Origin of the sequence: Microcystis sp. M44BS1 (genome assembly GCF_020244875.1) — a bacterium.
GTDB lineage: Bacteria > Cyanobacteriota > Cyanobacteriia > Cyanobacteriales > Microcystaceae > Microcystis > Microcystis panniformis.
In genome coordinates this window covers 1-23,999 of the sequence record NZ_JADBVM010000082.1, presented here as the reverse complement: position 1 = coordinate 23,999, position 23,999 = coordinate 1, and the positions used below count along the sequence as shown (strand labels likewise).

23 protein-coding genes, 1 tRNA gene and 1 pseudogene are annotated in these 23,999 nt (G+C 41.5%); 9 read left to right on the top strand and 16 right to left on the bottom strand.

Features of this window, described 5'->3' with window-relative positions; all coding sequences use genetic code 11:
* Nucleotides 1–97: 97 nt before the first annotated feature.
* Nucleotides 98–1,522, top strand: a complete 1,425-nt coding sequence (gene dacB / locus IM515_RS05565) for a D-alanyl-D-alanine carboxypeptidase/D-alanyl-D-alanine endopeptidase (protein WP_287630311.1) — start codon at nt 98–100, stop codon at nt 1,520–1,522.
* A 72-nt stretch (nt 1,523–1,594) separates the two neighbouring features.
* Here the strand turns inward: dacB and IM515_RS05560 are convergent, their stop codons facing one another.
* Nucleotides 1,595–1,780 (bottom strand): hypothetical protein, encoded by a 186-nt coding sequence (locus tag IM515_RS05560; RefSeq protein WP_287697906.1) that lies wholly within the window; start codon nt 1,778–1,780, stop codon nt 1,595–1,597.
* A 142-nt stretch (nt 1,781–1,922) separates the two neighbouring features.
* Here IM515_RS05560 and glgA point away from each other — a divergent pair, with 142 nt between their 5' ends.
* Complete coding sequence (gene glgA, locus IM515_RS05555; protein WP_287630302.1) at nt 1,923–3,401, top strand: glycogen synthase GlgA; 1,479 nt, start codon at nt 1,923–1,925, stop codon at nt 3,399–3,401.
* Between the two features lie 136 nt (nt 3,402–3,537).
* Here glgA and IM515_RS05550 read toward each other — a convergent pair whose 3' ends face one another.
* Genes IM515_RS05550 through trmB form a run of 3 tightly spaced genes read right to left on the bottom strand, consistent with a single transcriptional unit; the run spans nt 3,538 to nt 5,636 of the window.
* Nucleotides 3,538–4,338 carry a tetratricopeptide repeat protein gene (locus tag IM515_RS05550; RefSeq protein ID WP_193961221.1) on the bottom strand — a complete coding sequence of 267 codons (801 nt, stop codon included), beginning with the start codon at nt 4,336–4,338 and terminating at the stop codon, nt 3,538–3,540.
* A gap of 19 nt (nt 4,339–4,357) precedes the next feature.
* Entirely contained in the window at nt 4,358–4,966 is a 609-nt protein-coding gene (locus IM515_RS05545; protein WP_193961222.1) for a hypothetical protein, read from the bottom strand.
* 34 nt (nt 4,967–5,000) lie between these two features.
* Nucleotides 5,001–5,636 (bottom strand): tRNA (guanosine(46)-N7)-methyltransferase TrmB, encoded by a 636-nt coding sequence (gene trmB, locus IM515_RS05540; RefSeq protein ID WP_193961794.1) that lies wholly within the window; start codon nt 5,634–5,636, stop codon nt 5,001–5,003.
* Between the two features lie 65 nt (nt 5,637–5,701).
* Between trmB and IM515_RS05535 the strand changes: the two genes are divergently transcribed.
* The 3 genes from IM515_RS05535 to petG all read left to right on the top strand — a co-directional run bounded on the left by IM515_RS05535 (nt 5,702) and on the right by petG (nt 8,003).
* Complete coding sequence (locus tag IM515_RS05535; RefSeq protein WP_287630301.1) at nt 5,702–6,790, top strand: metallophosphoesterase family protein; 1,089 nt, start codon at nt 5,702–5,704, stop codon at nt 6,788–6,790.
* A 355-nt stretch (nt 6,791–7,145) separates the two neighbouring features.
* Nucleotides 7,146–7,631: a hypothetical protein gene (locus tag IM515_RS05530; protein ID WP_016515987.1), complete on the top strand. Its 486-nt coding sequence runs from the start codon at nt 7,146–7,148 to the stop codon at nt 7,629–7,631.
* Between the two features lie 255 nt (nt 7,632–7,886).
* A complete protein-coding gene (gene petG / locus IM515_RS05525) occupies nt 7,887–8,003 on the top strand; it encodes a cytochrome b6-f complex subunit V (protein WP_002738052.1) in 117 nt (38 codons plus the stop codon).
* A 169-nt stretch (nt 8,004–8,172) separates the two neighbouring features.
* Here petG and IM515_RS05520 read toward each other — a convergent pair whose 3' ends face one another.
* Nucleotides 8,173–8,724 carry a 1,2-dihydroxy-3-keto-5-methylthiopentene dioxygenase gene (locus IM515_RS05520; protein ID WP_016515988.1) on the bottom strand — a complete coding sequence of 184 codons (552 nt, stop codon included), beginning with the start codon at nt 8,722–8,724 and terminating at the stop codon, nt 8,173–8,175.
* Nucleotides 8,725–8,855: 131 nt separating this feature from the next.
* On the opposite strand from IM515_RS05520, the gene IM515_RS05515 reads away from it, so the two are divergent.
* Nucleotides 8,856–8,928, top strand: a tRNA-Ala gene (locus IM515_RS05515).
* 41 nt (nt 8,929–8,969) lie between these two features.
* Here the strand turns inward: IM515_RS05515 and IM515_RS05510 are convergent.
* The 8 genes and pseudogenes from IM515_RS05510 to IM515_RS05470 form a co-directional block, all read right to left on the bottom strand.
* Nucleotides 8,970–11,194 (bottom strand): annotated as a pseudogene (locus IM515_RS05510) (hypothetical protein).
* Between the two features lie 10 nt (nt 11,195–11,204).
* On the bottom strand, nt 11,205–12,269 hold the full coding sequence (locus tag IM515_RS05500) for an NAD-dependent epimerase/dehydratase family protein (protein WP_287630298.1): 1,065 nt from the start codon (nt 12,267–12,269) through the stop codon (nt 11,205–11,207).
* 58 nt (nt 12,270–12,327) lie between these two features.
* A complete protein-coding gene (locus tag IM515_RS05495) occupies nt 12,328–13,017 on the bottom strand; it encodes a class I SAM-dependent methyltransferase (protein ID WP_004161424.1) in 690 nt (229 codons plus the stop codon).
* Nucleotides 13,018–13,042: 25 nt separating this feature from the next.
* Nucleotides 13,043–14,317: a glycosyltransferase gene (locus IM515_RS05490; RefSeq protein WP_193960033.1), complete on the bottom strand. Its 1,275-nt coding sequence runs from the start codon at nt 14,315–14,317 to the stop codon at nt 13,043–13,045.
* A 190-nt stretch (nt 14,318–14,507) separates the two neighbouring features.
* A complete protein-coding gene (locus IM515_RS05485; protein ID WP_287630297.1) occupies nt 14,508–15,575 on the bottom strand; it encodes an NAD-dependent epimerase/dehydratase family protein in 1,068 nt (355 codons plus the stop codon).
* A 70-nt stretch (nt 15,576–15,645) separates the two neighbouring features.
* Nucleotides 15,646–16,425, bottom strand: coding sequence for a pantothenate kinase (locus IM515_RS05480; protein ID WP_287630295.1), 780 nt, complete (start codon nt 16,423–16,425; stop codon nt 15,646–15,648).
* A 382-nt stretch (nt 16,426–16,807) separates the two neighbouring features.
* Complete coding sequence (locus IM515_RS05475) at nt 16,808–17,644, bottom strand: metallophosphoesterase (RefSeq protein ID WP_287630294.1); 837 nt, start codon at nt 17,642–17,644, stop codon at nt 16,808–16,810.
* A 98-nt stretch (nt 17,645–17,742) separates the two neighbouring features.
* Nucleotides 17,743–18,978 carry an LL-diaminopimelate aminotransferase gene (locus tag IM515_RS05470; protein WP_287630293.1) on the bottom strand — a complete coding sequence of 412 codons (1,236 nt, stop codon included), beginning with the start codon at nt 18,976–18,978 and terminating at the stop codon, nt 17,743–17,745.
* Between the two features lie 153 nt (nt 18,979–19,131).
* Between IM515_RS05470 and IM515_RS05465 the strand changes: the two genes are divergently transcribed.
* The gene (locus IM515_RS05465) at nt 19,132–19,344 is read left to right on the top strand and encodes a DUF2839 domain-containing protein (RefSeq protein WP_002737353.1); all 213 of its coding nucleotides are present in this window, start codon (nt 19,132–19,134) and stop codon (nt 19,342–19,344) included.
* Nucleotides 19,345–19,473: 129 nt separating this feature from the next.
* On the opposite strand, the gene IM515_RS05460 is transcribed toward IM515_RS05465, so the two are convergent.
* Complete coding sequence (locus tag IM515_RS05460; RefSeq protein WP_287630292.1) at nt 19,474–20,409, bottom strand: NAD-dependent epimerase/dehydratase family protein; 936 nt, start codon at nt 20,407–20,409, stop codon at nt 19,474–19,476.
* Nucleotides 20,410–20,630: 221 nt separating this feature from the next.
* On the opposite strand from IM515_RS05460, the gene IM515_RS05455 reads away from it, so the two are divergent.
* On the top strand, nt 20,631–21,974 hold the full coding sequence (locus tag IM515_RS05455) for a tetratricopeptide repeat protein (protein ID WP_287630290.1): 1,344 nt from the start codon (nt 20,631–20,633) through the stop codon (nt 21,972–21,974).
* A gap of 116 nt (nt 21,975–22,090) precedes the next feature.
* Here IM515_RS05455 and IM515_RS05450 read toward each other — a convergent pair whose 3' ends face one another.
* On the bottom strand, nt 22,091–22,690 hold the full coding sequence (locus tag IM515_RS05450) for a sulfite oxidase-like oxidoreductase (RefSeq protein ID WP_287630289.1): 600 nt from the start codon (nt 22,688–22,690) through the stop codon (nt 22,091–22,093).
* Nucleotides 22,691–22,778: 88 nt separating this feature from the next.
* Nucleotides 22,779–22,961 (bottom strand): 50S ribosomal protein L32, encoded by a 183-nt coding sequence (gene rpmF / locus IM515_RS05445; RefSeq protein ID WP_004161392.1) that lies wholly within the window; start codon nt 22,959–22,961, stop codon nt 22,779–22,781.
* A gap of 189 nt (nt 22,962–23,150) precedes the next feature.
* Here rpmF and acsF point away from each other — a divergent pair.
* A partial coding sequence (acsF, locus tag IM515_RS05440; RefSeq protein WP_287630288.1) for a magnesium-protoporphyrin IX monomethyl ester (oxidative) cyclase occupies nt 23,151–23,999 on the top strand: 849 nt, incomplete at its 3' end.

The following is a 23,999-nucleotide window of genomic DNA, read 5'->3' as shown; positions in this document are numbered from 1 at the left end:
GAGCAATCCCTAACTGAATCTATTCAGTAACTAGGACAATATGGTCACTAAGGCTGCTAAATTAGAGTCAATTTATTTACTGCCAAGATTTAATTCTATGCTAACACACCGATCGAAATTATCTTTTCTCTTGGGGACTTGTTCCCTATTTCTCTGGGTAAACCATCCCGTCACCCTCGCAACCCCCATCAGTCAAGACAATTCCCCCCCTTCCCAGTTTATCTGTCCGGCAGACTTAGCCACCAGGATCGATCGCATTTTGGACCGCCCCGATTATCAAGGCACTTATTGGGGAATTTTAGTAAAATCCCTCAATTCTCAGGAAAATCTCTATAGTCTCCACGAAAATAACTTTTTTACTCCCGCTTCTACTGCGAAACTATTAACCACTGCCGCCGCTTTTAGCAAATTTAACCGGGATTATCGTCTGAAAACCCCCATTTTAGCCCAAGGCAACCCCCCCAATTTAGAGACTTTAACCTTAGTCGGGAGGGGAGATGCCACCATAACCACAGAAAAGTTAGAAAAATTAGCAGAAAAGTTAAAAGCAGGGGGAATTAACTCAATTTCTCGCTTAATTGTCGTTGCTAGTCCTTTTGTCGTCTCCGATAGTCAAAAAACCTGGGAATGGGAAGATGTCTTTTTTGACTATGCTGTACCCGCTTCTAGCTTGGTTTTGAACGAAAATTCCGTCACTTTAAGACTTTTACCGCGACAATTGGGGCAAAGCTTAGATTTACAATGGTCTGATCCCATTGCCGCTAAACAATGGCTAATTGAGAATCAAACCAGCACCGCAGCGCAAGGAAGCCCGAATACTCTGGCAATTAAGGGCAATTTAGCCAATAATCGCCTAATTATCACTGGTTATCTGGCGATTGATAGTCAAGATGATTTTAATTTAGCTATTCCCCAACCTTCGGAGTATTTCCTCGATCGCTGGCGTAATATCCTTGAAAAAGCGGGAATTACTGTTAAAAATGCGGAAATTAGCTCAGAAATTCTCGGCTATGAAATCACCAATTTAGAATCAGAACCCCTAGCATATTTGGTGGAAAAAGTCAATAAAAATAGCGATAATTTACTAGCCGAAACCCTACTACAAATGCTTGGCGGTGTGTCGGGATTGCAAGAAACTTTAACAAAACTGGGAATTAACAGCGATAGTTATAAAATCGGCGATGGTTCGGGGCTATCACGACAAAACCTGATTAAACCCAAGACTTTAGGTCAAATATTACAACTAATGGCAGAAAACCCTGATTATCGTCGTTCTTTAGCCATTGGTGGCATTGATGGCACTTTAACCAATAGATTTCGCCAGACTCCCCTAGAAGGACGATTACAGGCAAAAACCGGGACTTTAACCGGAGTTACCGCTCTCGCTGGTTATCTAGAAACCGCCGACAATCAACCCCTAATCTTTAGCATAACCGTGAATAACAGCGATAAACCCGCCACTACCCTCAGAAACGGCATCGATGAGGTGATTTTGCTCCTAGGACAGTTAAAACGCTGTTAATCTTTAGGAGCCGGGAGATAGGGAGATGGGGAGATAGGGAGATAGGGAGATAGGGAGATGGGGAAATTTCAGCTAAATTCCCCCACTACCCCAACACCCCACTACCCCAACACCCCACTTCCCCACTTCCCACTTCCCACTTCCTACTTCCCCAACACCCCAACACCCCACTTCCCCACTTCCCCACTTCCCCACTTCCCCACTTCCCCACTTCCCCACTTCCCCACTTCCCCACTTCCCCACTACCCCACTTCCCACTTCCTACTTCCCCAACACCCCAACACCCCACTTCCCCAACCCGCAACTAATTCGATCGAGCCATTTAATCACAGAAGCTTGTATACTTTTGTAAAAATTGCTTCTAGCTGACCTGTAGATTAATCGAGGGAGTTATTGATATATGTATATAGTTCAGGTTGCCTCTGAGTGCGCCCCGGTGATTAAAGCCGGGGGATTGGGGGATGTGGTATATGGATTGAGTCGAGAATTGGAAATTCGCGGTCATTGCGTGGAGCTAATCCTACCCATGTATGATTGTATGCGCTACGACCAAATTTGGGGCTTACACGAGGCTTATCGGGACCTGTGGGTGCCTTGGTACGGTGGGGCAATTCACTGTAACGTTTTTTGTGGTTGGGTACACGGGCGCTTGTGTTTCTTTATTCAACCCAATTCGGGGGATAATTTTTTTAATCGCGGTACTTACTACGGCTGTAAAGACGATAATATGCGTTTTGCCTTCTTCTCTAAAGCCGCTTTAGAATTTTTGCTCAGAAGTAATAAACGTCCCGATATAATTCATTGTCACGACTGGCAAACCGGGTTAATTCCGCCCTTACTTTTTGAAATTTATAAATATCATGGTATGGGCAATCAGCGCGTTCTTTACACCATCCATAACTTTAAACACCAAGGATTTGGAGGTGCAGAAATTCTCTGGGCAACAGGATTAAATAACGATTCTTATTACTTTAGCTATGCCCGACTGCGCGATAACTTCAATCCTTTTGTGATTAATTTTATGAAAGGTGGCATCGTTTTTGCCAACTATTTCAATACCGTCTCGCCCCACCATGCTTGGGAAGCACACCACACCGATGTTAGTTACGGTTTAGGCCATACAATTCACCAGCATCAACACAAATTTACTGGCATTCTCAACGGTTTAGATTACAATATCTGGAACCCGGAAGTGGATAAATTTATTCCTGCACCCTACGGTATTGATAACTTCTCCGAGAAGGCAGGCAATAAAAAGGCACTGCGAGAAAGACTCTGGTTAAGAGATGAACCAGAGAAACCCTTGATTTGTTATGTCGGTCGTTTAGATGACCAAAAAGGCGTACATTTAGTTCACCATGCCATGTATTATGCCTTAGCTCGCGGGGCGCAATTTGTCCTCTTAGGTTCCGCCACCGAATCGTTAATTAATAACTGGTTCTGGCACGAGAAAAATCACCTCAATAATAACCCTGATGTTCATATTGAATTGGGCTTTAATGAGGAATTATCTCACCTCATTTATGCGGGTGCTGATATGATTGTGGTTCCCAGTAATTTTGAACCCTGCGGACTGACACAAGTAATCGGCTTAAAATATGGAACTGTTCCCATTGTCCGGGGAGTTGGTGGTTTAGTTAATACGGTTTTTGATCGCGATTATGATACCTATCACCAACCGGAAGAACGCAATGGTTTTGTCTTTTTTGATCCCGATAATAATGCCCTCGAATCAGCCATGTCCCGGGCATTAGAATTGTGGTACACTCAACCGGAAGAATTCCAAAAATTAGCGATTCAAGGTATGGAATGCGATTACTCTTGGAATCGCCCCGGGGAAGAATACGTTGCCCTCTATGAAATGATTCGCCACAAATAAACTGTCTTGTCTCTAGCAATTCCCTGGCAGTTGTCAACAGAAATTCGAGGAATAGATTTGTTGAAATTTCTAGGGGAATTGCTTTAGTTTTGACCGACTATTAACCCCACCAACAAACTTTTTTAGTAAACCCTACCTAGTAGAGCAGAAATGTTAACTTTGCTTGGTATTCTTGGGTGAGGGGATGACTAACTCCCAAAATCTGAAATATGGCTAACATGGCTTTTCTTGCGCCATCCTGACGATATTTTCTACTTTCTCCCACCAGGCTGATCAGTTTATCTAAAGCGGCGGCATAATCTTCTTTTAAAGCGAAATTAATCCCAGTAAAAAATATCGAATCGAGGGGATTATTTTCTGGTGTTAACTGTTGAAATTCTAGGAGAGTTTTCCAACCTTTGATAACAGGATTTTCCTCTTTAATAGCACTGATTAATCGGTAGGCATCAGACCATTTTTCTAGACGCATGAGAAATTTTACCGCCATAATAACTAATCGCGGTTCGTTGGGATATTTAGGAAAAAGACGATCAAATAATTGTTTAGCTGCGGGCAAATTATCGAGGGCGATCGCTTCTTGGATTTCTGCTAATCCTGTTTCTAATTCCGATTGTAAATCGAGACGGTAAAATAAGTCTCTAATTTGTTCTTCTGGCAAAGCACCGACAAAACAGGGTAACACTTCTCCCTTGCTGACAATTCGCACATCGGGAACTCCTTCCACATCGTATTGTTCGGCTAATTCGGGATTTTTATCTATATCTATTTTTGCCAGGATAAAATTATATTCACTGGCCAGTTTTTCCAGCATCGGTTTTACCAATTTACAGGGTCCACACCAGAGAGCATAAAAGTCTAAAATCACTGTATTTAGATAGGACTTCTCGATCACTTCACTGTCAAAATTTGTCCCATCTACCTCGATAGAATATCCCATCTATTTCTCCTCTAATCACTTATTTTTCAGCTAGTTTTGTCTCACTTACCTCTTTTACCCAAAGGGCTAATCCTCCCCCTCGTCCCCGGGCTGCTATCATTGTTTCTGTGATCAAAAAATAGGCAAAAAATGCCTGTTTTTTGATACTTTCCTGATAAAAATTCGCTTCACTTACCTGGCCATTTCTAATAAAACCTGAATAGAGAGAGCGATTAAATAGGGTTAGGTTGATCCGGGTAAAATCAAAAGCGAGAAGACGGGTTTTAGGAAAAAACTTAACTGGACCGCTTACGGATAGTTTTACTGCCCCTAAAACTATCTGATTGCTGACGCTTCCAGAGATAAATTCTCCCAGTTCTAAGCTCTCATTTCTTTGGTAAGAGATGGTAATTTTTAACCAGGATGGTAGATAGCACCCCTTCCCCAAAACAATCCCCGCTCTCTTTTTCGCTTTTTGAGTTCCCGTGATAAAGTATAATCGCCAAGTACCGACCAAAGCCTCAAAAGTAAGATTTTCTTTAGTTTTTTTATTGTTTTTTTCTTTGGTTAAGAGAAATTCCAGCAATTGAGAGACGGGGGGGCGATTATTGTCCTCAAGTATTAGGGGTGAGTCGAGATTTCTAACCATGATTTCAGACAGTGCCAAGATATTTTAACTAAAGCTACCGAACTCGAAAAAGCGAGCGATAAACCGGTTGACCTTTATTATAAGTGGACTTTTCCCTTTCCGTCGGTACGGGGAAAATATTTTCCGCTAACCAGGGGGTTTGATGTTGCCGAACAAAATGGGGATGTGCCTGAAATCTCTCCGTCATTTCCAGGGCGATCGATTCCACATCCGACTGTAAAAAAACCCAGCCTCCAGCTACCATATATTTAGCCAAAGCTATGACTAATTCCGGCTGCACGACTCGACGCTTACTGTGACGCTGTTTAAACCAAGGATCGGGAAATTGAATCGACACCCAAGATAACTTATCTGCGGGCAAAGATTGCAGTAAAATTTCTGGGGCAACATTCATATTGCCAAAAACAAAAGCGAGATTAGTTAATCCTAACCTTTCCCGTTCCTGATTGGCTTCAATTACCAAAGGTTGACGAATTTCAATGCCCAAAAAATTAATTTCTGGATATACTTGGGCCATTTGTAACAAAAATTTACCTCGCGCACAACCAATATCAAGATGGAGAGGTGGTGTCATATCCTGATAAACTTGATTCCAATCGGGGGGAGCGATCGGATGGCGATATTTATGACTTAAGGGATTGACGTGCTGACGAACGCGAACTTTAGCCAAAGATATTTTCTCCTCATTTCTCCTCGATCGATCTAGTTTACCGATATTTAGCCCAATTGAATGCGATGAATTTCCGTTTCGCCATTCTCAGCGATCCTCATATCGCTTTACCCACAACCATTTTGAACCATTCTAATCGCTTTCATCTGGTGGAAGTGAGTATTCCCGCTTTAAAAATCGTTTTAGACCATCTCATCACCCTTAACCTCGATTTTCTGCTGATTGCTGGCGATTTAACCCAAGATGGTGAACCAGAAAATCATCGTTGGTTAGCCGATTGTTTAGCCACTTTACCCTTTCCCGTCTATGTGGTGCCGGGTAATCATGATGTTTTGAGTTTAACCGCAACAGAAAACCAGATCGGTTTAGCAGATTTTCCCTTCTATTATCAACAATTTGGTTACAGCCATCCCGAACAAATATACTACCAAAAAGAAATTTTACCTGGAGTGCAATTAATCGGTCTTAATTCTAATCAATTCGATGACCAAGGTAAACAAATTGGCAGTTTAGATGCAGAACAATTGCAGTGGTTAAAACAGACTTTACCAGCGCTAAAAAACAATCTAGTGATGGTGATGATCCATCATAACGTTATCGAGCATTTACCCGGACAAAGCAATCATGAATTAGGTAAACGCTATATGTTGGCTAATGCGGTAGAACTGCTCGATATACTACAGGAAAACGGCGTAAAATTGTTGATTACCGGCCATCTCCACGTGCAGGATCTGGCTTTTACTAGAGGTATCTATGAAATTACCACCGGTTCCCTCGTCAGTTATCCCCATCCCTACCGGGTGCTAGAATATCGCGAAAACACAGTTGAATTAGCCATAGAATCCTTTCATCTGCAAAATATACCCGGATGGGAGAATTTACCCGCTATTTCTCGGCAATGGTTAGGCGATCGCTCTTATCCTTTTATGATGCGTTTATTAACCTGCCATCCCCTCAATCTTCCCGTGAGTCTAGCGGAGGAATTAGCCCCGAAATTACGCAATTTTTGGGCAGATGTGGCCAAAGGTGACACAATCTTCGATTTTAGCGATTTTCCGCCCCTAGTACGCCGTTATTTCTCCGCTTTCAGTGCCATCGATCCCCTCGGTAATCCTCATTTTATCGACAATCAAGCTGTAATTAGGGTTTGCTGAAAAAGCTTTTCCTAGGGGCAGGGTGTGGGGTGTGGGGTGTGGGGTGTGGGGTTTTACCGATTTTCAGGTGGTCAATTACCTAATTTTCAGGGAAAAAGTCCCGGAATTTTCCCCCCAATCACTCCAAAGGTCGGCACTTTTTGAGGGAAAACAAGTCTAAAAGTCTTATACAACAAGGTTTTTAGATTTATTCAGCAAGCCGTAATTAGTTTCAAGCATCAGTTCAGTTATCGGCGCTCAAACTTGCTGGTGGAGATGGGAGAATAGCTGCAACAAATAATTAACTATAGCTTATAGTTAAAGGACTATCCGGCAGCGCGACCGCTATCTTGGCAGAAAATATCAAAAAAAATCAATGGAAGCAATTAAAAAGGAATTTAAAAAAATCGGTTCTCTTACCCTGTTTTTTTTCTTGGCTTTCGGTTATATTCTTCTGATCATGAAATTGTTTCTGGAAGAGTATTCGATTACCACCTACGTTTTGGGTAAAGCGATCGTAGGAGCGATCCTTGCGGCAAAAACCGTGGCCATTCTCGACGCAGCCATGAAGCTAGAATGGTTAGAAAATCGTCCCCGTTACCTTAGCGTTCTGTATCGAACCTTTGTTTATACCCTAGCAGCACTGATTCTCGGCTCGATCGAGGGTTTTTTGGAAGCTTATCGGGTAACGCGGGTGATTTCGGAGGCAATCGCCAAATTTTGGCAAAGGGAAAGTTTTTCTCAAATCCTTGCGGTTACTCTCTGTCTCGCAGTGGTTTTTTGTCTCCACAATCTCTGGCACGAAATCGATCGCTATTGGGGTAAAGGCAAATTGAGAAAATTTTTTCTCGATCGCTCCTAAAGTGCAGCAGTTATCTTAATGGTGAAGTTTTCCTTTTCGGGAGTCGGGAGACTGCGAGACAGGGATTTAGGGAGATGGGGATTTAGGGAAATTTCAGCTAAATTCCCCACTACCCCAACACCCCACACCCCACACCCCACACCCCACTACCCCAACACTCCACTTAAGAAGTATGTGCGATCGCCCTATCTTTCGCGGGCGACCCCTGCTAGGATAAAATACGGGTGAAAAATTGCTAATCCAAGGAGTACAGACGTGATTGAACCTTTAGTGCTAGGGATTGTCCTAGGCTTAATTCCCATTACCCTAGCGGGTTTGTTCGTTGCCGCCTATTTACAGTACAAACGGGGCAATCAATTCGGCTTAGACTAAATCTATCACGCCAATCCCCCGAATTGAGACAATCTCCCGTCAAGCTAGGCACTAGACGGGAGATTTTCCACAGGACAAATTTGCCGCTTAACAGATTGTGGCTGCCGGCGTTGCCATCCCCGCAAAACTTATCTGTCTTATTGGGAAAGCACTCGCCTAAAACCAAGAGCTACACGGCTGTTAAACTAGGAAAACGAATAACGGTTTCCGTGTATTCGGGAACCCATCCGGCGGTAGTGGTGAAGTAACGCACTGCTTTAACTCGTTTACTGGCAGTGAGGTGAAACCAGTGTTCGCTATGGGCAGGAACATTGATATATTCTTGAGGTTGAATAGTTAATTCCCCCTGAGAACCATCGGGAAAGACAAAGCCAAAAACCCCCTCCCCATCAATGATATAACGCACCTCATCGTCAGCGTGGGTGTGACAGCGCTCGAATTTGGCCAGTAAAGTGTCGAGATTGGGAATTTCAGGGTGTAAAACGATTAAATCTCTAGCTTGATAACCCGCTTCTTGCTTTAGTTGCTCAAAATAACCGTCTAAGCTGGTTAAAACTATTTCTTTTTCTTCGTCAGTCAGAGAAGCTTGTTTAAGTAGCTGATGGGTGGCCTCGTTTTCGATCGGCCAATAGTTCAAAGTAACATTTAATTTGGCCAATTCCAGACTAATATCGGCTAACTGGGTATAGGTTGTCCCATTCTCTAAGCGTAGTATCGCCATTGGTTATCATCCTCAAGATTACTTTTTCCATTTTAAAGTTTTCCAGAGGCAAGCCGCCTGATTTTTTGCCCCTCGATCCCTTGCCAGTTCCTAGGATTTTCTGCTCAAAAATGCTATTATGGTCTATATCTGGGGAATTAGCTCAGTTGGTAGAGCGCTGCGATCGCACCGCAGAGGTCAGGGATTCGAGTTCCCTATTCTCCATTTGCCAGAGATATTAACCGCTTTTCAAGGTTCAAGAAAGATTATGAACCAGTCTCAACTTCCCAAAAAGGCGTTACTTTTATTTCTGGGGAGAATAGCAGAGGATTACTGACAGAAAAGCTAAAAGATTTGACTTGTGGTGGTAATTTTCCTTGAAAAAATGCCATTAATTCCTGATCATTTCTCGGTAAGTGACTAAGGATAACTCCATTAGCTGAATTATCTTGAACAAAGCGAAAATTGGCTTGAGTTCCATCGAGATAATTAACGTTAATTATCACGGGAGGGATTCTAAAGAGTTGTTTGACTATTTTACCCAACCAAGAATATTCAAATTTAACTTGAACACGAGTAATCCCACTATTACGAGTAGGTAATTCATGGACTTGATCCCAAGTAATATTAGTAGTCTCTCCTAAAGGTGTTGGACTGCAACGACTGACTTTTTGTCTTTCTAGAAGATAAAAGTTGGTTTTGATTGCGGGGACTTGGAAGGGCGAATTTACCGAGTCAAGTTGATAATTACAAACCACATAGGAAAAGGCTTTCGGTTCATCAAAAAAAGGATGTCTGCCATCAATAGCTTGAAAGTGATAAATCAGATAATCTCTGGGAGATTGAGATAAGCTTTGATAATTTAGTTCATCCAGTTTTTCTGTATAAGCAGAATAGGATTGAATAATCGGCCGCGGTTTCCAATTAAGCTGATTGCCTGGAATAAGTGAAAATTCCCAGGGAATTATATCAATAGTTTTGCCTTGCACTTTTTCCAGCACAGAATCGGGTATTTTGGTAGCGGCAGCAATGACTTGTAAATTTTGAGTTGTACTCCTTTCACCTCGCATTTTTAATTCTCTGGGATTAAGCATAGAGGAAATGACAACCCCAATATTATTAGCCACCCTATCGGGACTGAAATTACTCCACTTGCGAGCATTTTCCAATATAGTCCAATTAGGACTAGAGGTGATAATAATACATCCCAAAAAAATTATTCCCCAAGCACAATAAGCAATTTTCTTAAACCGAGATTTTTTAATAATTGTTGTATAGAGAGAAGCTAAGAGAATAACCACAAGTGTAAAAACAACAACGTGAGCATCTTGCCTAACAAATCCATGCTTAAATGATAAAAATATAGGAAAAATATAGGCAATAGCTAGACTAATTTTTTGATCTATAATTGCCAGAGACATTAAAAGCAAACTTAAGGCAAAGCAGAGCAAGGCAATTAGTAAACGCGGGTAATTTCCTACAATACTCATCCCACTGGAATAACCCGAAGAAAATGCCCAAGAATTGCTCAAATATTCGATGAGAGAGGGAAAATTATCTAGATTAATTGTTTGGAGGAGAAGTAACCCATAAAGCCCATAAAATACTAACAGAGGTAACAAGTTAAGTAAGTAGTTCTGATTAAATAGAATATAGATTCTGCCTTTGATCCCCCTTGCCTCCCTTAATAAGGGCGGTGCCGATAGGCGGGCAGATCTGACGATAAACCAGAGAGTTAAAGCCACTCCTCCAGCAATGCAAAGATTAACTATAATGTGGATAAAGGCTGGGTTATAAGAGGCTGGATAGAGAAAAATAAAGGCAATGGAAGGAATGGTTAAAGTTAAGTTGATACCAGCGAGAACATTTTTTATAACTATCGATGGTGACTTTTGAAAATATCCCCGAAAAATATTAACAAATATGTAGATAAACAGGCTTCCTGCTAGATAAATTCCTAGAGTTAGTTTAGTGAGTATAGAGAACCCAGTGATCATGCCAATAGCTATAGCTAAATAATTGATGTACTTTTGAAAAAAGTTATCAAAAGACATGAGTATCAGGAGGATAAATGTTATCTGATAATCAACAGTAAAGCCGATACTGTTGTAGGGATTTCCTACTAGGTTAGCAAAATAATTGACAGCACAAAAACTATCTGATTGCTATAGCTTTTAATAAATAAAAATCTGAGAATAACCACCGCTAATAGACAAAGGTGTATCAACCAGCGAAAATAGATAATTTGGGAAAAGTTGTGATTTAAAGATGTGCCATGAACCAGATAGCCTAGGGGTCCATAGGTGAATATGATATCCTTGCCAAAAATTAACTGTTTATGGGCAGCATCACTAATGGCAAAAGCCCAAGAAGCATCTAAACCAATTTCTAGCCAATCAATAATAGGCAAATTTGCCAGAAAAAAGTAGGCAGTAATAATAATTAGTATTCCCTTGACGACTACAGGTGATTTGAGAGATTTTTTCTGCATAATTGTTCAGTTAAAAAATACCTTTTAATTCCTTTTCGTGGGTGTGAATCCAATCAAAAATATCTTGGATTAATTTTCTACCGTCTCGCTGGGGTTGCCATCCAGTTATAGAACTGATTTTGCGAGAATCAGTGATGAAAATTGGCATATCTCCGGTGCGATTTTGGGGAATTGCCTCAATCATTATACTATTGCCGGTGATTTCTTGACATAGTTTTGTAGTTTCATAAAGAGACAAGGAAAAATCTTGCCCACCCCCCACATTAAAAGTCTGCCCTTTGAATTGTTCTAAATTAGCCATCTGAATATCGATTAAATCGAGTAAGTCAGCTACATGAAGAAAATCTCTAACCTGTTTCCCCGTACCCCCATAACCGATATATTTTAAGGACTTCTGAAAGTAATGATTAGCCACCCAAAGGGCAAAAACTCCCTGATCAACTTTTCCCATTTGCCAAGGACCGGTTAAAACTCCACAGCGATTAATTAAAGTTCTTAATCCGTAGGCATCCCCATATTCATTAATAATCAATTCTGATGCTAACTTAGTGGAACCGTAGAGAGAACGGGGCAAATCTAAGGGAAATTGTTCACTGATACCAAAAGCAGAAACACCAGGTAAATTTTGCTGTTCAGATAACTGAAAACGAGTATCTGTTTCTGTATAGTTTAATTGATTAAGATAGGCGATGGGATAAACTCTGCTGGTGGAGAGAAAAATAAAATCTGCTTGGGTTTGTCTAGCTAATTCTAAACAGTTAATCGTTCCAATTAAGTTGGTTTGTAAAACGTAGCCAGGGGAAGTATAACCAGCTAAAACGGAAGGTTCTGCTGAACATTCTAGGATTAAATCCACTGGCAAAGCGGATGCTTCTAAGTCTTCCGCATTTCTGACATCTCCATGAACAAATTCAATTCCCGCCTGTTTAAGACGGGGAATATTCAACTCGGAACCGCGACGTTTTAAGTTATCTAAGGCGATAATTTTCCAGTCGGGATAGAGTTGGGCTAATCCTAAACCTAAAGAACTGCCCACAAAACCCGCACCACCAGTAATTAACACTTGCCTAGTCATAATTGTACAATCTTGATTAGTATTTATAGGTTACTTTGAATCACTGTATTGTCAGTAATTATCTGGGTTTGGTGGCTTTGACAAATAGCTGCCCACCCAAGAAATTCCAGAAAATAGGAAATTTTAAATAAATTTTGAGTAAGGTGGGTGAAGCGGGTCTTCCTTTCGTAGAAAATGGTAGAAAACGAGGAATTAAAGTATCGATTCTAAAACCAATTGTTTCCAATAACTCCTTTAAAGAAAGGTGAGTTATAGGTAGTTTATGATCGATAAAATCATAGTATTCTTTATAAGAATACTTAAAATTAGGTTGAATCACTAGAAGTGATCCGCCCGGAGTTAAAATGTCATAACAAAATCCCAAAACTTCGATTAATTCCTCCGCACTATTTAAATGCTCGAAAAAGTTGGAGATAAAAATTTTATCAAATCTGATATCAAGTTTTTGCTGCTCATTTATACTGAGAATATTGAGATTCAAGACCGTTACATCAGGATTAGCAAAAACTTTTGCATCAGGATTAAGATCGATTAAGTATTTATTTTTAGACCGAATTTGGTTAATAAATTCGCAGTAACCTCCACCAATATCTAAAACTGTATCATTGACAGTAACATGATTTTGTAAAAAATTATTAACTAAAACTTTCCAAAGAGCTAATTTTGCTTTTCTTTCTTGAGGATTAAAGCGACTTTCGTAAAGTCTCTTTAAGTATTCCATTTGTCGGGTTACTTGCTCGTCTAACATGGTTTTAACCTCTAAATTTACTTGGTTACTTTTGTCTAATTTTTTGGACAGGTTTACGCTTATAGTCGCCTCGAGAAAAGTGTTTTTCTAACCATATAGAGAGAACTATAAATAAATAACGACTACCCATTTCCTTGAGTTTTAACTTGGAAACCCCCGTGGTACGATTGCGCCAAGTGATGGGAATTGTCGTGTAGGAATATCCTCGCACGATCGCTTTTAAGGGCATCTCTACTGTTAAGTTAAAATGGTGAGATAGTAGAGGTGAGATTCCTTCGATAACCTCCTTACGATAGATTTTAAAGGCGTTAGTGGTATCATTAAATTTTAGCCCAAATAAAACCTGAATAAATAGATTAGCCAAACGATTAATGAATAACTTGTGCAGGGGATAATCAATAACTTTTCCTCCTTTGATAAAACGAGAACCAAAAACGCAATCGTAGCCTTCTTGGAGTTGATAATAATAGTCCACTATGTTATCGGGAGAGTCGGAATTATCGGCCATTACTACTGCCACCGCATCGCCGCTAAAATTTTCTAATCCACAGCGCACCGCAAAACCAAACCCGTTAGGATAATAGTTATTGATGTAGCGAATACGGGGATTTTCTTGGTTGATTTTTTGCAGAACTGCTTCGGTGTTATCTTTGCTATTGTCATTAACCACTAGGATTTCATAATCAATTTTATCCTCTTCTAAACGTTCAGATATTAAGTGGGTGGTGCTTTCGATGCAATCTTCTTCGTTGTAAGCAGGAATAACTATTGATAAGGTTTTTACTGCATAGTTATCCCTTGATTGACGTGGGTGAGAGTAACCGTCCATCTCGAAAGCTGGTGCTAATCCTTCGGGATAGTACATTTCTGTCTCATTAGTCTTATTCTTAGGTTTAAAAATTAGGCTATCACTGGCGACATAGTTAATACTAGCTCCCAGTAAAACCCCAATCATTGTGTTAACTCCGTGGCTAACTCCTAACCAGTTTAAGAAGGGAAATATCAAAAAAACTCGCAGTAAAACGGCTAAACCTGCCGAGAGATGATAGAGAGGAAGTTGTATCAAAATCACATCTCTAATTGTCCAATCTCCCCCAGTCCACACCCAGATTCTATAGATAAAGAAACTAGCAATTAAAGATATTTCTATCGAAATAACATTAGCAACATTTTCCAGAATTGGGGTATTGAATCCCAAGTCGTCAATGAACCAATAAATTAAGAATAAATTGATTAGAAATGCCACTCCCCCAGCAATGAGAAATCGGAAAATTTTATTGTTGTAGATTTTAGTTAACATAATAGTCTCTTAAATATGCTCTGGTTTAGTTTTTTTAGGTCAACATTGCTACTAATAACATCACTAATGTTCTCTGGTTAACTAATTAACAGAGTCCCTCAATTACTAGCAGTATATTTGGCTAAAAATTACTTTTGTAACGAAGGAAAATTAGCAAATAAAAGTTGACGAGAAGAATTATTGATTTACTCTAAGTCCAACGGCTAACGTTTTGACTAAAAATCTCTTTGAGAATATCCGTTACTGTGTAGGTTAACTGCCAATCAGGATAATGATTTTTAAACTTACTCACATCAGAAATCCACCAGATATGATCACCAATACGATTAGTCTCCACATACTGCCAGTTTAACTTTTTCTCCGCAATCGCTTCGCATTCCTGAATGGCTTCTAACATGGAACAATTACTAAAGCGACTACCACCGATATTATAAACTTCTGCCACTCGCGGGGCCTGATAAAAATGATAGAAAGCATTGACAAGATCGTAACTATGAATGTTATCCCGTACCTGCTTACCCTTATACCCATAAATACTGTATTCTTTGCCAATCATCGTACATTTCATTAAGTAGGATAAAAACCCGTGTAATTGGGTTCCCGAATGACTAGGCCCGGTTAAACAACCACCGCGAAAAGAGGCAGTTTTCATCTCAAAATAACGCCCGTATTCCTGTACTAATACATCCGCTGCCACTTTCGAGGCACCGAACAAAGAATGTTTACAAGCATCAATACTCATCAACTCGTCAATACCATGAGCAAAATAAGGATGATTTTCCGAGATTTCCCAACGTAATTCTTTTTCTATTAAAGGCAATTCATTCGGTCTGTCCCCGTAAACTTTATTAGTGGAACAAAAAATAAATACTGCTTGGGGACAGTGTTGACGAGTATTTTCTAATAAAACTAAAGTTCCGTTAGCATTGACACTAAAATCCATATAGGGATCCTTAGCTGCCCAATCGTGGGAAGGTTGCGCCGCCGTGTGGATAATTAAGGATATATCATGACTATAGGTTTTAAATATATCTGCAATAGCTTCATGATCCCGAATATCTACAGCGTGGTGAATGTATTTATCCCCGTAATCTTGCGATAATTTGGCTCGATTCCACTCCGTTGAAGCGTCTTCGCCAAAAAATACCTGACGCATATTATTATCAATTCCAACGACGGTATAACCCCGATCACAAAAAAATCTGACTGATTCAGAACCGATTAAACCAGCAGAACCGGTTACTAGAATGATCGCCATAACTATATACTGAATTTTTTGCCCAGTTGTTCAGAAATTTCCCAAGTTGAGAAAGCTTTCCCTGACTTTACTAGATAGGTTCGCCTTTGTCAATTAAACAGGAGGATATTCCCTTAACTGCGGCAATTCCCTCAAAAATGATCGTCTTATCCACTAGGAGTGATGTAATGGCGTTTTCTTGCCAGTAATCCCTAATTAAGTCCCCATCTCCCCCTGTTAAAATTATCCTGCTCTCTGGATATAAATTTAACCATTCCAGACTGAATTTTTCTATTCCCGCCAAAATTGTATAAATTATCCCACTTCTTATCCCTTCTGCTGTTTCTTTTGCCCACATCTGCGGTAATCTTTCCGGTAAGGACACCTCTGGTAAGGCTGCCGTCCGTTCCCTTAAACTGGCTAATTGCACCTTTAACCCGGGTAAAATTGCTCCCCCCACTAACTTTTTATCCCCATCCACTCCCGTAAAAGTTAAAGCTGTTCCCGCATCAATGACTAAACAGGGAAATCCGTATTTTTTTCCCGCACCTAAGACAGCTAAAGCTCGATCGATGCCGAATGTCGGATATAAATCCAGTAAAGGAATATCTTTTAAAGTAATTCTCCGTAAATTGCCATAATTTGCCCATAATTCTCTTTGGCTAGGAACCACCGAGGCGACAATCAATGCACAGTTGCATTCATTTGTCAAGAGTTTAGGGAAAATTTGTTGCAAAAATTCATTACTTAGGGGTTCCCTCAGGTGGGGAGTATCGAGACAAGCTAACAGAGTTTGACCGCGAAAATACCCCCAATGTAGCCGAGAATTGCCGATCATCAAACCGATCCAGTCAGTATCTTGCTCAGTCATTTAGTTAGGGTTTGCTGAAAAAGTTTGTTGGTGGGGGCAGGGTGTGGGGTGTGGGGTGTGGGGTGTAGGGTGTGGGGTGTAGGGTTTAGTTGGGGTTCATGCTTCAACCCAACCTACGTTCTGCCATTACTTTAGAAAAATGGTAAGCTAAGACGTATTTAAACCGCTTATTTTTAGATTAGCCGAATTTCCCCCCCCTTGCCCCCCCGACATCGGGGGGGTCTTGCCTTTTGCCTCTTGCCTCGTCTCAACAAGCAATTTAAATTACGAACAGCTTATTAGGGATCAGTAAAAAAGTAAACAGTGAAAAGACATTAGGAAACTTCTATTTAATACCGTTCACTAAAAACTCAAATCTGACGACTGATCACTGATCACTGATTCAAGACTGACTGCCGTTGATCAAAGTAATTACCGTCACTTCGGGGGGACAAAAAAGACGACCGGGAAAATAGGTTCCTAAGCCTCGATTCACATATAATTGATTTTCCCCGACTCGATGAAATCCCTCGGACCATTGCCAGTATCGGACTACTCTGCTAAACTGCCGGTGAAGGGGAACCCATTGACCATAGGGTTCTGGCAGCGATCGCCTAAGTTTCCCTAAAACTATCGGTAGGGAACCCATACCCGGGATAGTCACTTGACCTCCGTGGGTATGACCGGATAACTGCAAATCCACGCGCCAATCCTTTAAAACCATGGCCGTATCTGGATTATGGGAAAGGACGAGTCTGGGTATATCGGGGGAAATTTGCTCGAGGATTTGCGGGAAAAATTCCCCAGACCAATAATCGGCCAATCCGACGATGGGAAAATTTTCGCCGTAGGGTGTGGCGATTTCATTCCAGAGTACCCGAATTCCCACGCTAGTTAAGGCTGATCTCACCGTTTCCCTGGCGTTGGGAAGATAACTGTCATGATTTCCTAAACAAGCATAAATACCCCCTTGACTTTCGAGAGCTTTTATGCTATCTACCAGGGTAAAAATTGGCTGGGGACTATCGGTAATAAAATCCCCCGTCAGGAAGATCAGATCGGGTTTTTCCTGATTAGTAATGGCGATCGCTTCTTGCAGGACAGCTACAGGCAAATGCTGTTCATCGCAGTGCAGATCTGACCACTGCACCAACTTGATCCCTTGCAGATGTGCCGGTAGGCCAGCAATTGCGATCGTTAATCTTTCTACCTGTAAGGATTCTAACCAAAAGGGTCGCATCGGTGAGCCGTTGTCGGTGAGTAGTTACCGAAAAATTGGGTGTGTCAACAGTCTATCAATTCCCGATGGGGTTGTTGCAAACATCCCTCTTTTGACCATTAGCCTTGAAATTTACTGATAATTCTTTCCATAGCGGCCTCGACATTGGCACGACTATTAAAAGCCGATAGTCGGAAATAACCCTCTCCGGCGGCCCCAAAGCCGGATCCAGGGGTTCCCACCACATTACAGGTATGTAGCAGTTTATCGAAGAAATCCCAACTCGATAGACCTTGGGGCGTTTTTACCCAAACGTAGGGCGCATTTACGCCGCCATGGACTTCTAAACCGGCGGCGGTTAATTTTTCTCGGATAATTGTTGCATTTTGTAAATAAAACTTGACAAGTTCTTGTACTTGTGCTTGTCCTTCCGGGGAATAAACCGCCTCAGCCCCCCGTTGGACAATGTAGGAAACGCCGTTAAATTTGGTCGATTGCCGACGATTCCACAGTTTCCAGAGTTGCACATCGCTGCCGTCGGCCGCTTTGGCCATCAGACTTTGGGGAACCACGGTTAAAGCGCAACGGGTCCCGGTAAAACCGGCATTTTTAGAAAAAGAGCGAAATTCGATCGCACATTGCCGCGCCCCCTCGATTTCGTAGATGGAGTGGGGTAAACTGGCATCGGTGATAAAGGCCTCGTAGGCTGCATCAAAAAAGATAATCGATCCATTTGCCCTAGCATAATTAACCCAAGCTGTCAAGTGTTCTTTGGTAGCCGTGGCCCCGGTGGGATTATTGGGAAAACAGAGATAGATTAAATCGACTTTTTCCGTCGGAATCTGGGCAGTAAAGTTATTTTCGGCGGTAATTGGCAGATAAATCAAGCCCTCGTATTCGCCGCGTTCGTTGACCTCTCCCGTGTGTCCAGCCATAACGTTAGTATCGACGTAAACGGGATATACTGGGTCAGTAACAGCGATCGAGTTATTATCTCCAAAAATATCGAGAATATTGCCCGTATCACACTTAGAACCGTCGGAAATAAAGATTTCATCGGCACTTATCTCACAACCGCGAGCCTGAAAATCATGGACGGCGATTTTCTCCCTTAACCAAGCATAACCCTGTTCGGGCCCGTAACCCTTAAAGCTAGAGCGATCGCCCATTTCCTCCACCGCTTTGATCATTGCCTCGCGACAAGCTAGGGGCAAAGGTTCGGTGACATCCCCAATCCCCAGACGGATAATATTAGCATCGGGATTAGCTGCCGCAAAAGCTTGGACTCGTCGGGCAATTTCTGGGAAAAGATAACCCGCTTTTAGTTTTAAGTAATTACTGTTAATGGTTGCCATAATTATTCTCGTTTCAGTCGCAACCTTTAATTCTATAATAGTCGGTCGTCGGCCGTCAGTTTCGATCGCCCTCCTTCATGGACTGGGAGTGAGTGTAGGCGGTTGTCTTTCGATATACAATCAGAGAAAAACCTCTTAATAACTGACATTAGTATGGGTGAATCAAAACGTCGTCAATCGGCCCTGGGTGATAAGTATGGACAGGAGGAAAATATCCTGCCTTGGCTACCGATTACCAAAAGTCAAGCGGCCCAAGCTTACAAGTTAACCACTAGGGGTGCCTGGATTGGTATAGGAGTTTTAGCCGGGGTTTGGGTGGTTATTCGTTTTGTCGGGCCAGCTTTCGGTTGGTGGAATGTCCAATAACCGGTTAAGGCTGCATCAGTTTGGGGGTTAGGGTTTTAGGGTTTTAGGGTGTTGGGGTTTTAGTTAAAATTCCCCCACTTCCCCACTTCCCCACTTCCCCACTTCCCCACTTCCACCAGAAAATTAATTTTATTGGTTTGCCAAGATCTGGTCATCGATCGCCAAGTCTATTTCTTGCCGATCGCGACCGGAAGCGAGATAATCATTCTGGAAGGAGTCTGTTAAACCACTGACGAGATCATATTCAGGCTGCCAGTTTAACTCCCGGGTAGCTTTATTAATATCAGCGTAAAAATGTTGAACCCGCAGGGGGAAAGGTTTCTTTTTGCCGAAGTCAAATTTTTTGGGGTTATAGTTAACAATCTCAATTTCCTCGGCATTTTTCCCCATGGCTGCCGCGCAAGCTTTTGCTAAACCGTTAAAAGTTACATAGCGATCGCCTGAAATATTATACACTTGACCGATAGCCTGAGAATTACCCAATACTGCGGCCATGGCCTTAGCTAGATCGGCAACGTGACCAAATTGGGTAAAATGTTCCCCATGACTGGGTATAGGAATAGGACGATTACGAACCAAACGGTCAAAAAACCAAGCTTCTAGGTCATTATAGTTGCGCGGTCCGTAGATATAGACTGGACGGATGGAAGTCCAGGGTAATCCCATCTCGCTTAAATAGTTTTCTGTCTCGTGTTTTCCCTTGTGGCGACTTTTGGTATCTAGTTTATCCCCTTCTTTATGGGGCATTTGGTCGGATTTTAGATAAACCCCCGCCGAGCTAACATAGACAAAATGCCGGATTCTGTCCCTAAAAATTTGGACGAGGGGCTGAGTATCACTTAATTCTCTGCCATTATTATCGAAAATTGCCTCAAAGCTTTCATTTTTAAGCTTTTCTTTAAGTTGTGAGGCATCAGTGCGATCACCATGAATCTGTCGTACTCCGGCAACCGGAGCGGGTTTATTGCCACGATTGAATAATACTACTTCATGACCCTGTTCTACTAACACTTTAGTCAAAGAAACACCGATAAATCGGGTTCCACCCATAATTAAAATTTTCATCAGTCGCCATTGTCAATATCAAGGTTATATTATCCCTCGATCGGTGCAGTTTAAAAACTGTGCTTTTTAGGTTTGTGTCATCAATCCAGTCTTTTGGGGGGTAGAACCCCCCAAACCCCTAGGGTTGATTCATAGTAGGGTTGATTCATAGTAGGGTCGATTCATGAATCAACCCTACCTAATGGGGGTATCTGACAGTTTTTAACACCTATCCACTTATTATGAATGATGAAACATCTTCAATTATTGACCAAAATGAAAGAGAATACGAAGGTTTAATCGTGTCTCTAGAGGCAAATCAAGAGAGATTAAATATATTGATTTGTGTGTGTGATCAGGAAAAATTGCGAGAAGAAATCATCGATCGCTATAGCAAAGAATTAGAACCAGTAATCCCTTGTTATCGGATTGATTTAGATCAAAAAGAACCGAGTTTAAGAGCAGCAATTGCTAGTTTAGTCTCCAGAAAACCAGAGTTACTACAAAGCAAAAACGCCGTGATCACAACCACAGGAGTGGAAAAACTACACTCGATCTCGCGTAGCGAGCGCGTTGCGACCGAATGGCAACGGGAAAAATCGGAACTAGATAAATTTTTTGGTTATCTGCAATGGACAAGGGAAGGATTGCGAGAATTTCCCTATTCCATCGTTCTTTGGGTAACAAGCACAGTGGAAGTAAATTTACGCAAAAAGTCCCCCGATTTTTGGAGTTGGCGAAAAGGAGTTTTTCGCTTTATTTCTCCTCCAAGTAACTTTTTACCTTCTCAGGAATTTTTACCAATTTTACAATCTTTTGACGAAATTACTATAGATAAAGATATTCCTTTAATCTCTAAGGAAGACTTGTTAGAACTAATCGAGCAAATCGAGGTAAATAAAGGCAAAAAAGAGCCAAGACTAGCGAGTTTATATGCCAGTTTAGCTAAGATTTATAACCATCGTTTATTAAATCTGCCATTGGTAGATTATCGTCAGGAACTTCTGCTTGCGATCGAGTATTATCAAAAAGCGATCGATTTACAAAAAGAGTTAAATCTAGAACTTGATTTAGTTGCGAGTCTCGACTCATTAGCCAGTATTTACTATTCCCTAGGAGAATACCAAAAAGCGATCGAGTTTTATCAACAGTCTTTAGCAATCACACGGAAAATCGATGATCGAGGGGGTGAAGCGTCTTCCTACAATAATTTAGGCAGTGTTTACTATTCCCTAGGAGAATACCAAAAAGCGAGCGAGTTTCATCAACAATCCTTAGCAATCAAACGGGAAATCTCTGATATAACAGGAGAAGCTTATTCCTATCTAGGTTTGGGGAATGTTTACGGTTCCCTAGGAGAATACCAAAAAGCGAGCGAGTTTTATCAAAAGTCCTTAGAAATCTTTCAGGAAATGGAGTATATCATAGGAGAACCAAAGACTCTGTTTAATCTGGGACTTACCTACTATAAACTCGATCGTATATCGGAAGCGAAAGAAGCATATCTTCAAGCGCGGAAATTATTTCAAGCATTGGGGTTAGCAGGATATGTTCAATATTGTGATCAGGCAATTCGGCAATTATAATTACCCAGTCGCAATCGAGTAAAAATTTGTTGCTTACCCCTTGACTTTTGCTTGTTTTAATGATAGGAATTAGCGGACTTGATTGCTTATCTCACCCGATTTTAAGCCAAAACTGGTTAAAAACCGCTATAACGTTCCTCTAACCAGGGATCACCTCGTCGATGGTAGCCATTAAGTTCCCAGAAACCCAATTGCTCTCGATCGAGAAATTCTAAGCCATTAATCCATTTAGAACTTTTCCAAGCGTAGAGATGGGGAACAACTAAGCGCAGCGGACCACCGTGGTCGGGGGGTAAAGGTTGACCAAACAGTTGAAAAGCGAAAAAATTATCCTCGTGCAGGAACTCCTCTAGGGTCAGGTTAGTGGTATAACCGCCATAACAGTGTTGCATGACGTGGGTAGCTTCCGGCAGCAGGTCAATTAAGGTCATAAAATCCGATACCTTAACTCCCGTCCAAGTCACATCTAATTTTGACCAACGGGTGACACAGTGAAAATCCTTGGTAAACTCCGACTGCGGTAGGGCCATAAAATCCGACCAGTTAAAAGTTTTAGTCGTGGCCACCTTTCCCCAAACCTTGAATAACCAGTTCTCGGTCTTGATTTGGGGAGTATCCCCGTAGGTAAGCACAGGAAAACCACTAGCGAGATATTGGCCCGGAGGAACTCGGTCTTGATCGGGAGATTCTGGTTTTTTAAAGAATTTGCCTAACATTATTTGAGACTCGCAACGAAAATTCTCAACAAATCTTAAAATATGAGGGAGCGAAAAGGTCTTCTATACCTCACTCCCCACCATCAAGTTATTCCTCGTCTTCCCCTTCTTCTTCCTCTTTAGTGGGATAGACAAAGCTGTTAGAACGACCAGAAAGGACAGATTTACCCAAAGATAAGGCTTTTTGCGCTTCCCGCTCCGCTTGCTTTCTCCAGTGCGCTCTCCGTTGGTCGCGCTTGGCATTTGAGGTTTTCTTCTTGGGACAAGCCATAGTATTTTAACGATAGTTATAGACTCACAACCTTTCTATTCTACTCCCTATTTCCCTAATCGGCTCGCTCACTTGTCTGATTCCCTTGCTCACTACTGCCCAAAATATTGATAAAACTTAATAATTATCATTGGCTTACCTATTTATGTTTAAAATCCTATATAGCTATGTAGTCAAGTAATTTCCATCATGGTAACTACCGTCGAACCCCCCTCCCAGAAAAAAGCTGTTCTACGCGAAACTATCCTCACTCCTCGTTTTTACACCACTGATTTTGAGGCTGCCGCCAATTTTGACCTTTCTCTGCAAGAAACCGAAATCAAAGCGATGTTAGAGGAGATGCGGACTGATTACAACCGGCATCACTTTGAACGTCAGCAAGGATTTGAGAACTATCAAGATAATCTCGATGAAAAAACGAGAAATGCTTTTATAGATTATCTAGAACGCTCCTGTATCTCCGAATTTTCCGGCTTTTTGTTATTTAAGGAACTGTCACGACAACTAAAAAGCCGTAATCCCTTGTTAGGGGAGATATTTCATCTTATGGCTAGAGATGAGGCGCGCCATGCAGGATTTCTCAATAAAGCCATGGCTGACTTTAATATTTCCCTCGATCTAGCCAAAATTACCAAAACCCGTACCTACACCTTTTTCCCCCTTGAATGGGTTCTCTATACAGTCTATCTCTCCGAAAAAATCGGTTATTGGCGTTATATTCTCATTTATCGTCATTTAGAAGAACATCCCCAGTATAAATTTAATCCTCTCTTTAATTACTTCGAGAGTTGGTGTCAGGACGAAAATCGCCACGGAGATATCTTTAAAACCTTGCTGCGCGCTAAACCGCAATTGTGGAATAATTGGCGATCGAGATTATGGAGTCGTTTTTTCCTGCTTTCCGTCTTTGCTACCCATAGTTTAACTGTACGGGAACGCTCAGACTTTTATGATGCTTTAGGAATGGATGCGATCGCTTTTGACCAAGAAGTAATTCGTCAGACTAATAATACCTCCGCTCGCGCTTTTCCCACCATT

Excerpts from the sequence above, each read along its gene's own strand:
- IM515_RS05530 (WP_016515987.1), top strand. The coding sequence starts at position 7,146 with ATGGAAGCAATTAAAAAGGAATTTAAAAAAATCGGTTCTCTTACCCTG.
- IM515_RS05470 (WP_287630293.1), bottom strand. The coding sequence starts at position 18,978 with ATGGCAACCATTAACAGTAATTACTTAAAACTAAAAGCGGGTTATCTT.
- IM515_RS05550 (WP_193961221.1), bottom strand. The coding sequence starts at position 4,338 with ATGGGATATTCTATCGAGGTAGATGGGACAAATTTTGACAGTGAAGTG.
- rpmF (WP_004161392.1), bottom strand. The coding sequence starts at position 22,961 with ATGGCTTGTCCCAAGAAGAAAACCTCAAATGCCAAGCGCGACCAACGG.
- IM515_RS05535 (WP_287630301.1), top strand. The coding sequence starts at position 5,702 with ATGAATTTCCGTTTCGCCATTCTCAGCGATCCTCATATCGCTTTACCC.
- IM515_RS05545 (WP_193961222.1), bottom strand. The coding sequence starts at position 4,966 with ATGGTTAGAAATCTCGACTCACCCCTAATACTTGAGGACAATAATCGC.
- IM515_RS05450 (WP_287630289.1), bottom strand. The coding sequence starts at position 22,690 with ATGTTAGGCAAATTCTTTAAAAAACCAGAATCTCCCGATCAAGACCGA.
- IM515_RS05485 (WP_287630297.1), bottom strand. The coding sequence starts at position 15,575 with ATGGCGATCATTCTAGTAACCGGTTCTGCTGGTTTAATCGGTTCTGAA.
- IM515_RS05490 (WP_193960033.1), bottom strand. The coding sequence starts at position 14,317 with ATGTTAACTAAAATCTACAACAATAAAATTTTCCGATTTCTCATTGCT.
- IM515_RS05455 (WP_287630290.1), top strand. The coding sequence starts at position 20,631 with ATGAATGATGAAACATCTTCAATTATTGACCAAAATGAAAGAGAATAC.
- IM515_RS05475 (WP_287630294.1), bottom strand. The coding sequence starts at position 17,644 with ATGCGACCCTTTTGGTTAGAATCCTTACAGGTAGAAAGATTAACGATC.
- IM515_RS05495 (WP_004161424.1), bottom strand. The coding sequence starts at position 13,017 with ATGTTAGACGAGCAAGTAACCCGACAAATGGAATACTTAAAGAGACTT.
- IM515_RS05460 (WP_287630292.1), bottom strand. The coding sequence starts at position 20,409 with ATGAAAATTTTAATTATGGGTGGAACCCGATTTATCGGTGTTTCTTTG.
- IM515_RS05500 (WP_287630298.1), bottom strand. The coding sequence starts at position 12,269 with ATGACTAGGCAAGTGTTAATTACTGGTGGTGCGGGTTTTGTGGGCAGT.
- IM515_RS05480 (WP_287630295.1), bottom strand. The coding sequence starts at position 16,425 with ATGACTGAGCAAGATACTGACTGGATCGGTTTGATGATCGGCAATTCT.
- glgA (WP_287630302.1), top strand. The coding sequence starts at position 1,923 with ATGTATATAGTTCAGGTTGCCTCTGAGTGCGCCCCGGTGATTAAAGCC.
- dacB (WP_287630311.1), top strand. The coding sequence starts at position 98 with ATGCTAACACACCGATCGAAATTATCTTTTCTCTTGGGGACTTGTTCC.
- IM515_RS05520 (WP_016515988.1), bottom strand. The coding sequence starts at position 8,724 with ATGGCGATACTACGCTTAGAGAATGGGACAACCTATACCCAGTTAGCC.
- IM515_RS05465 (WP_002737353.1), top strand. The coding sequence starts at position 19,132 with ATGGGTGAATCAAAACGTCGTCAATCGGCCCTGGGTGATAAGTATGGA.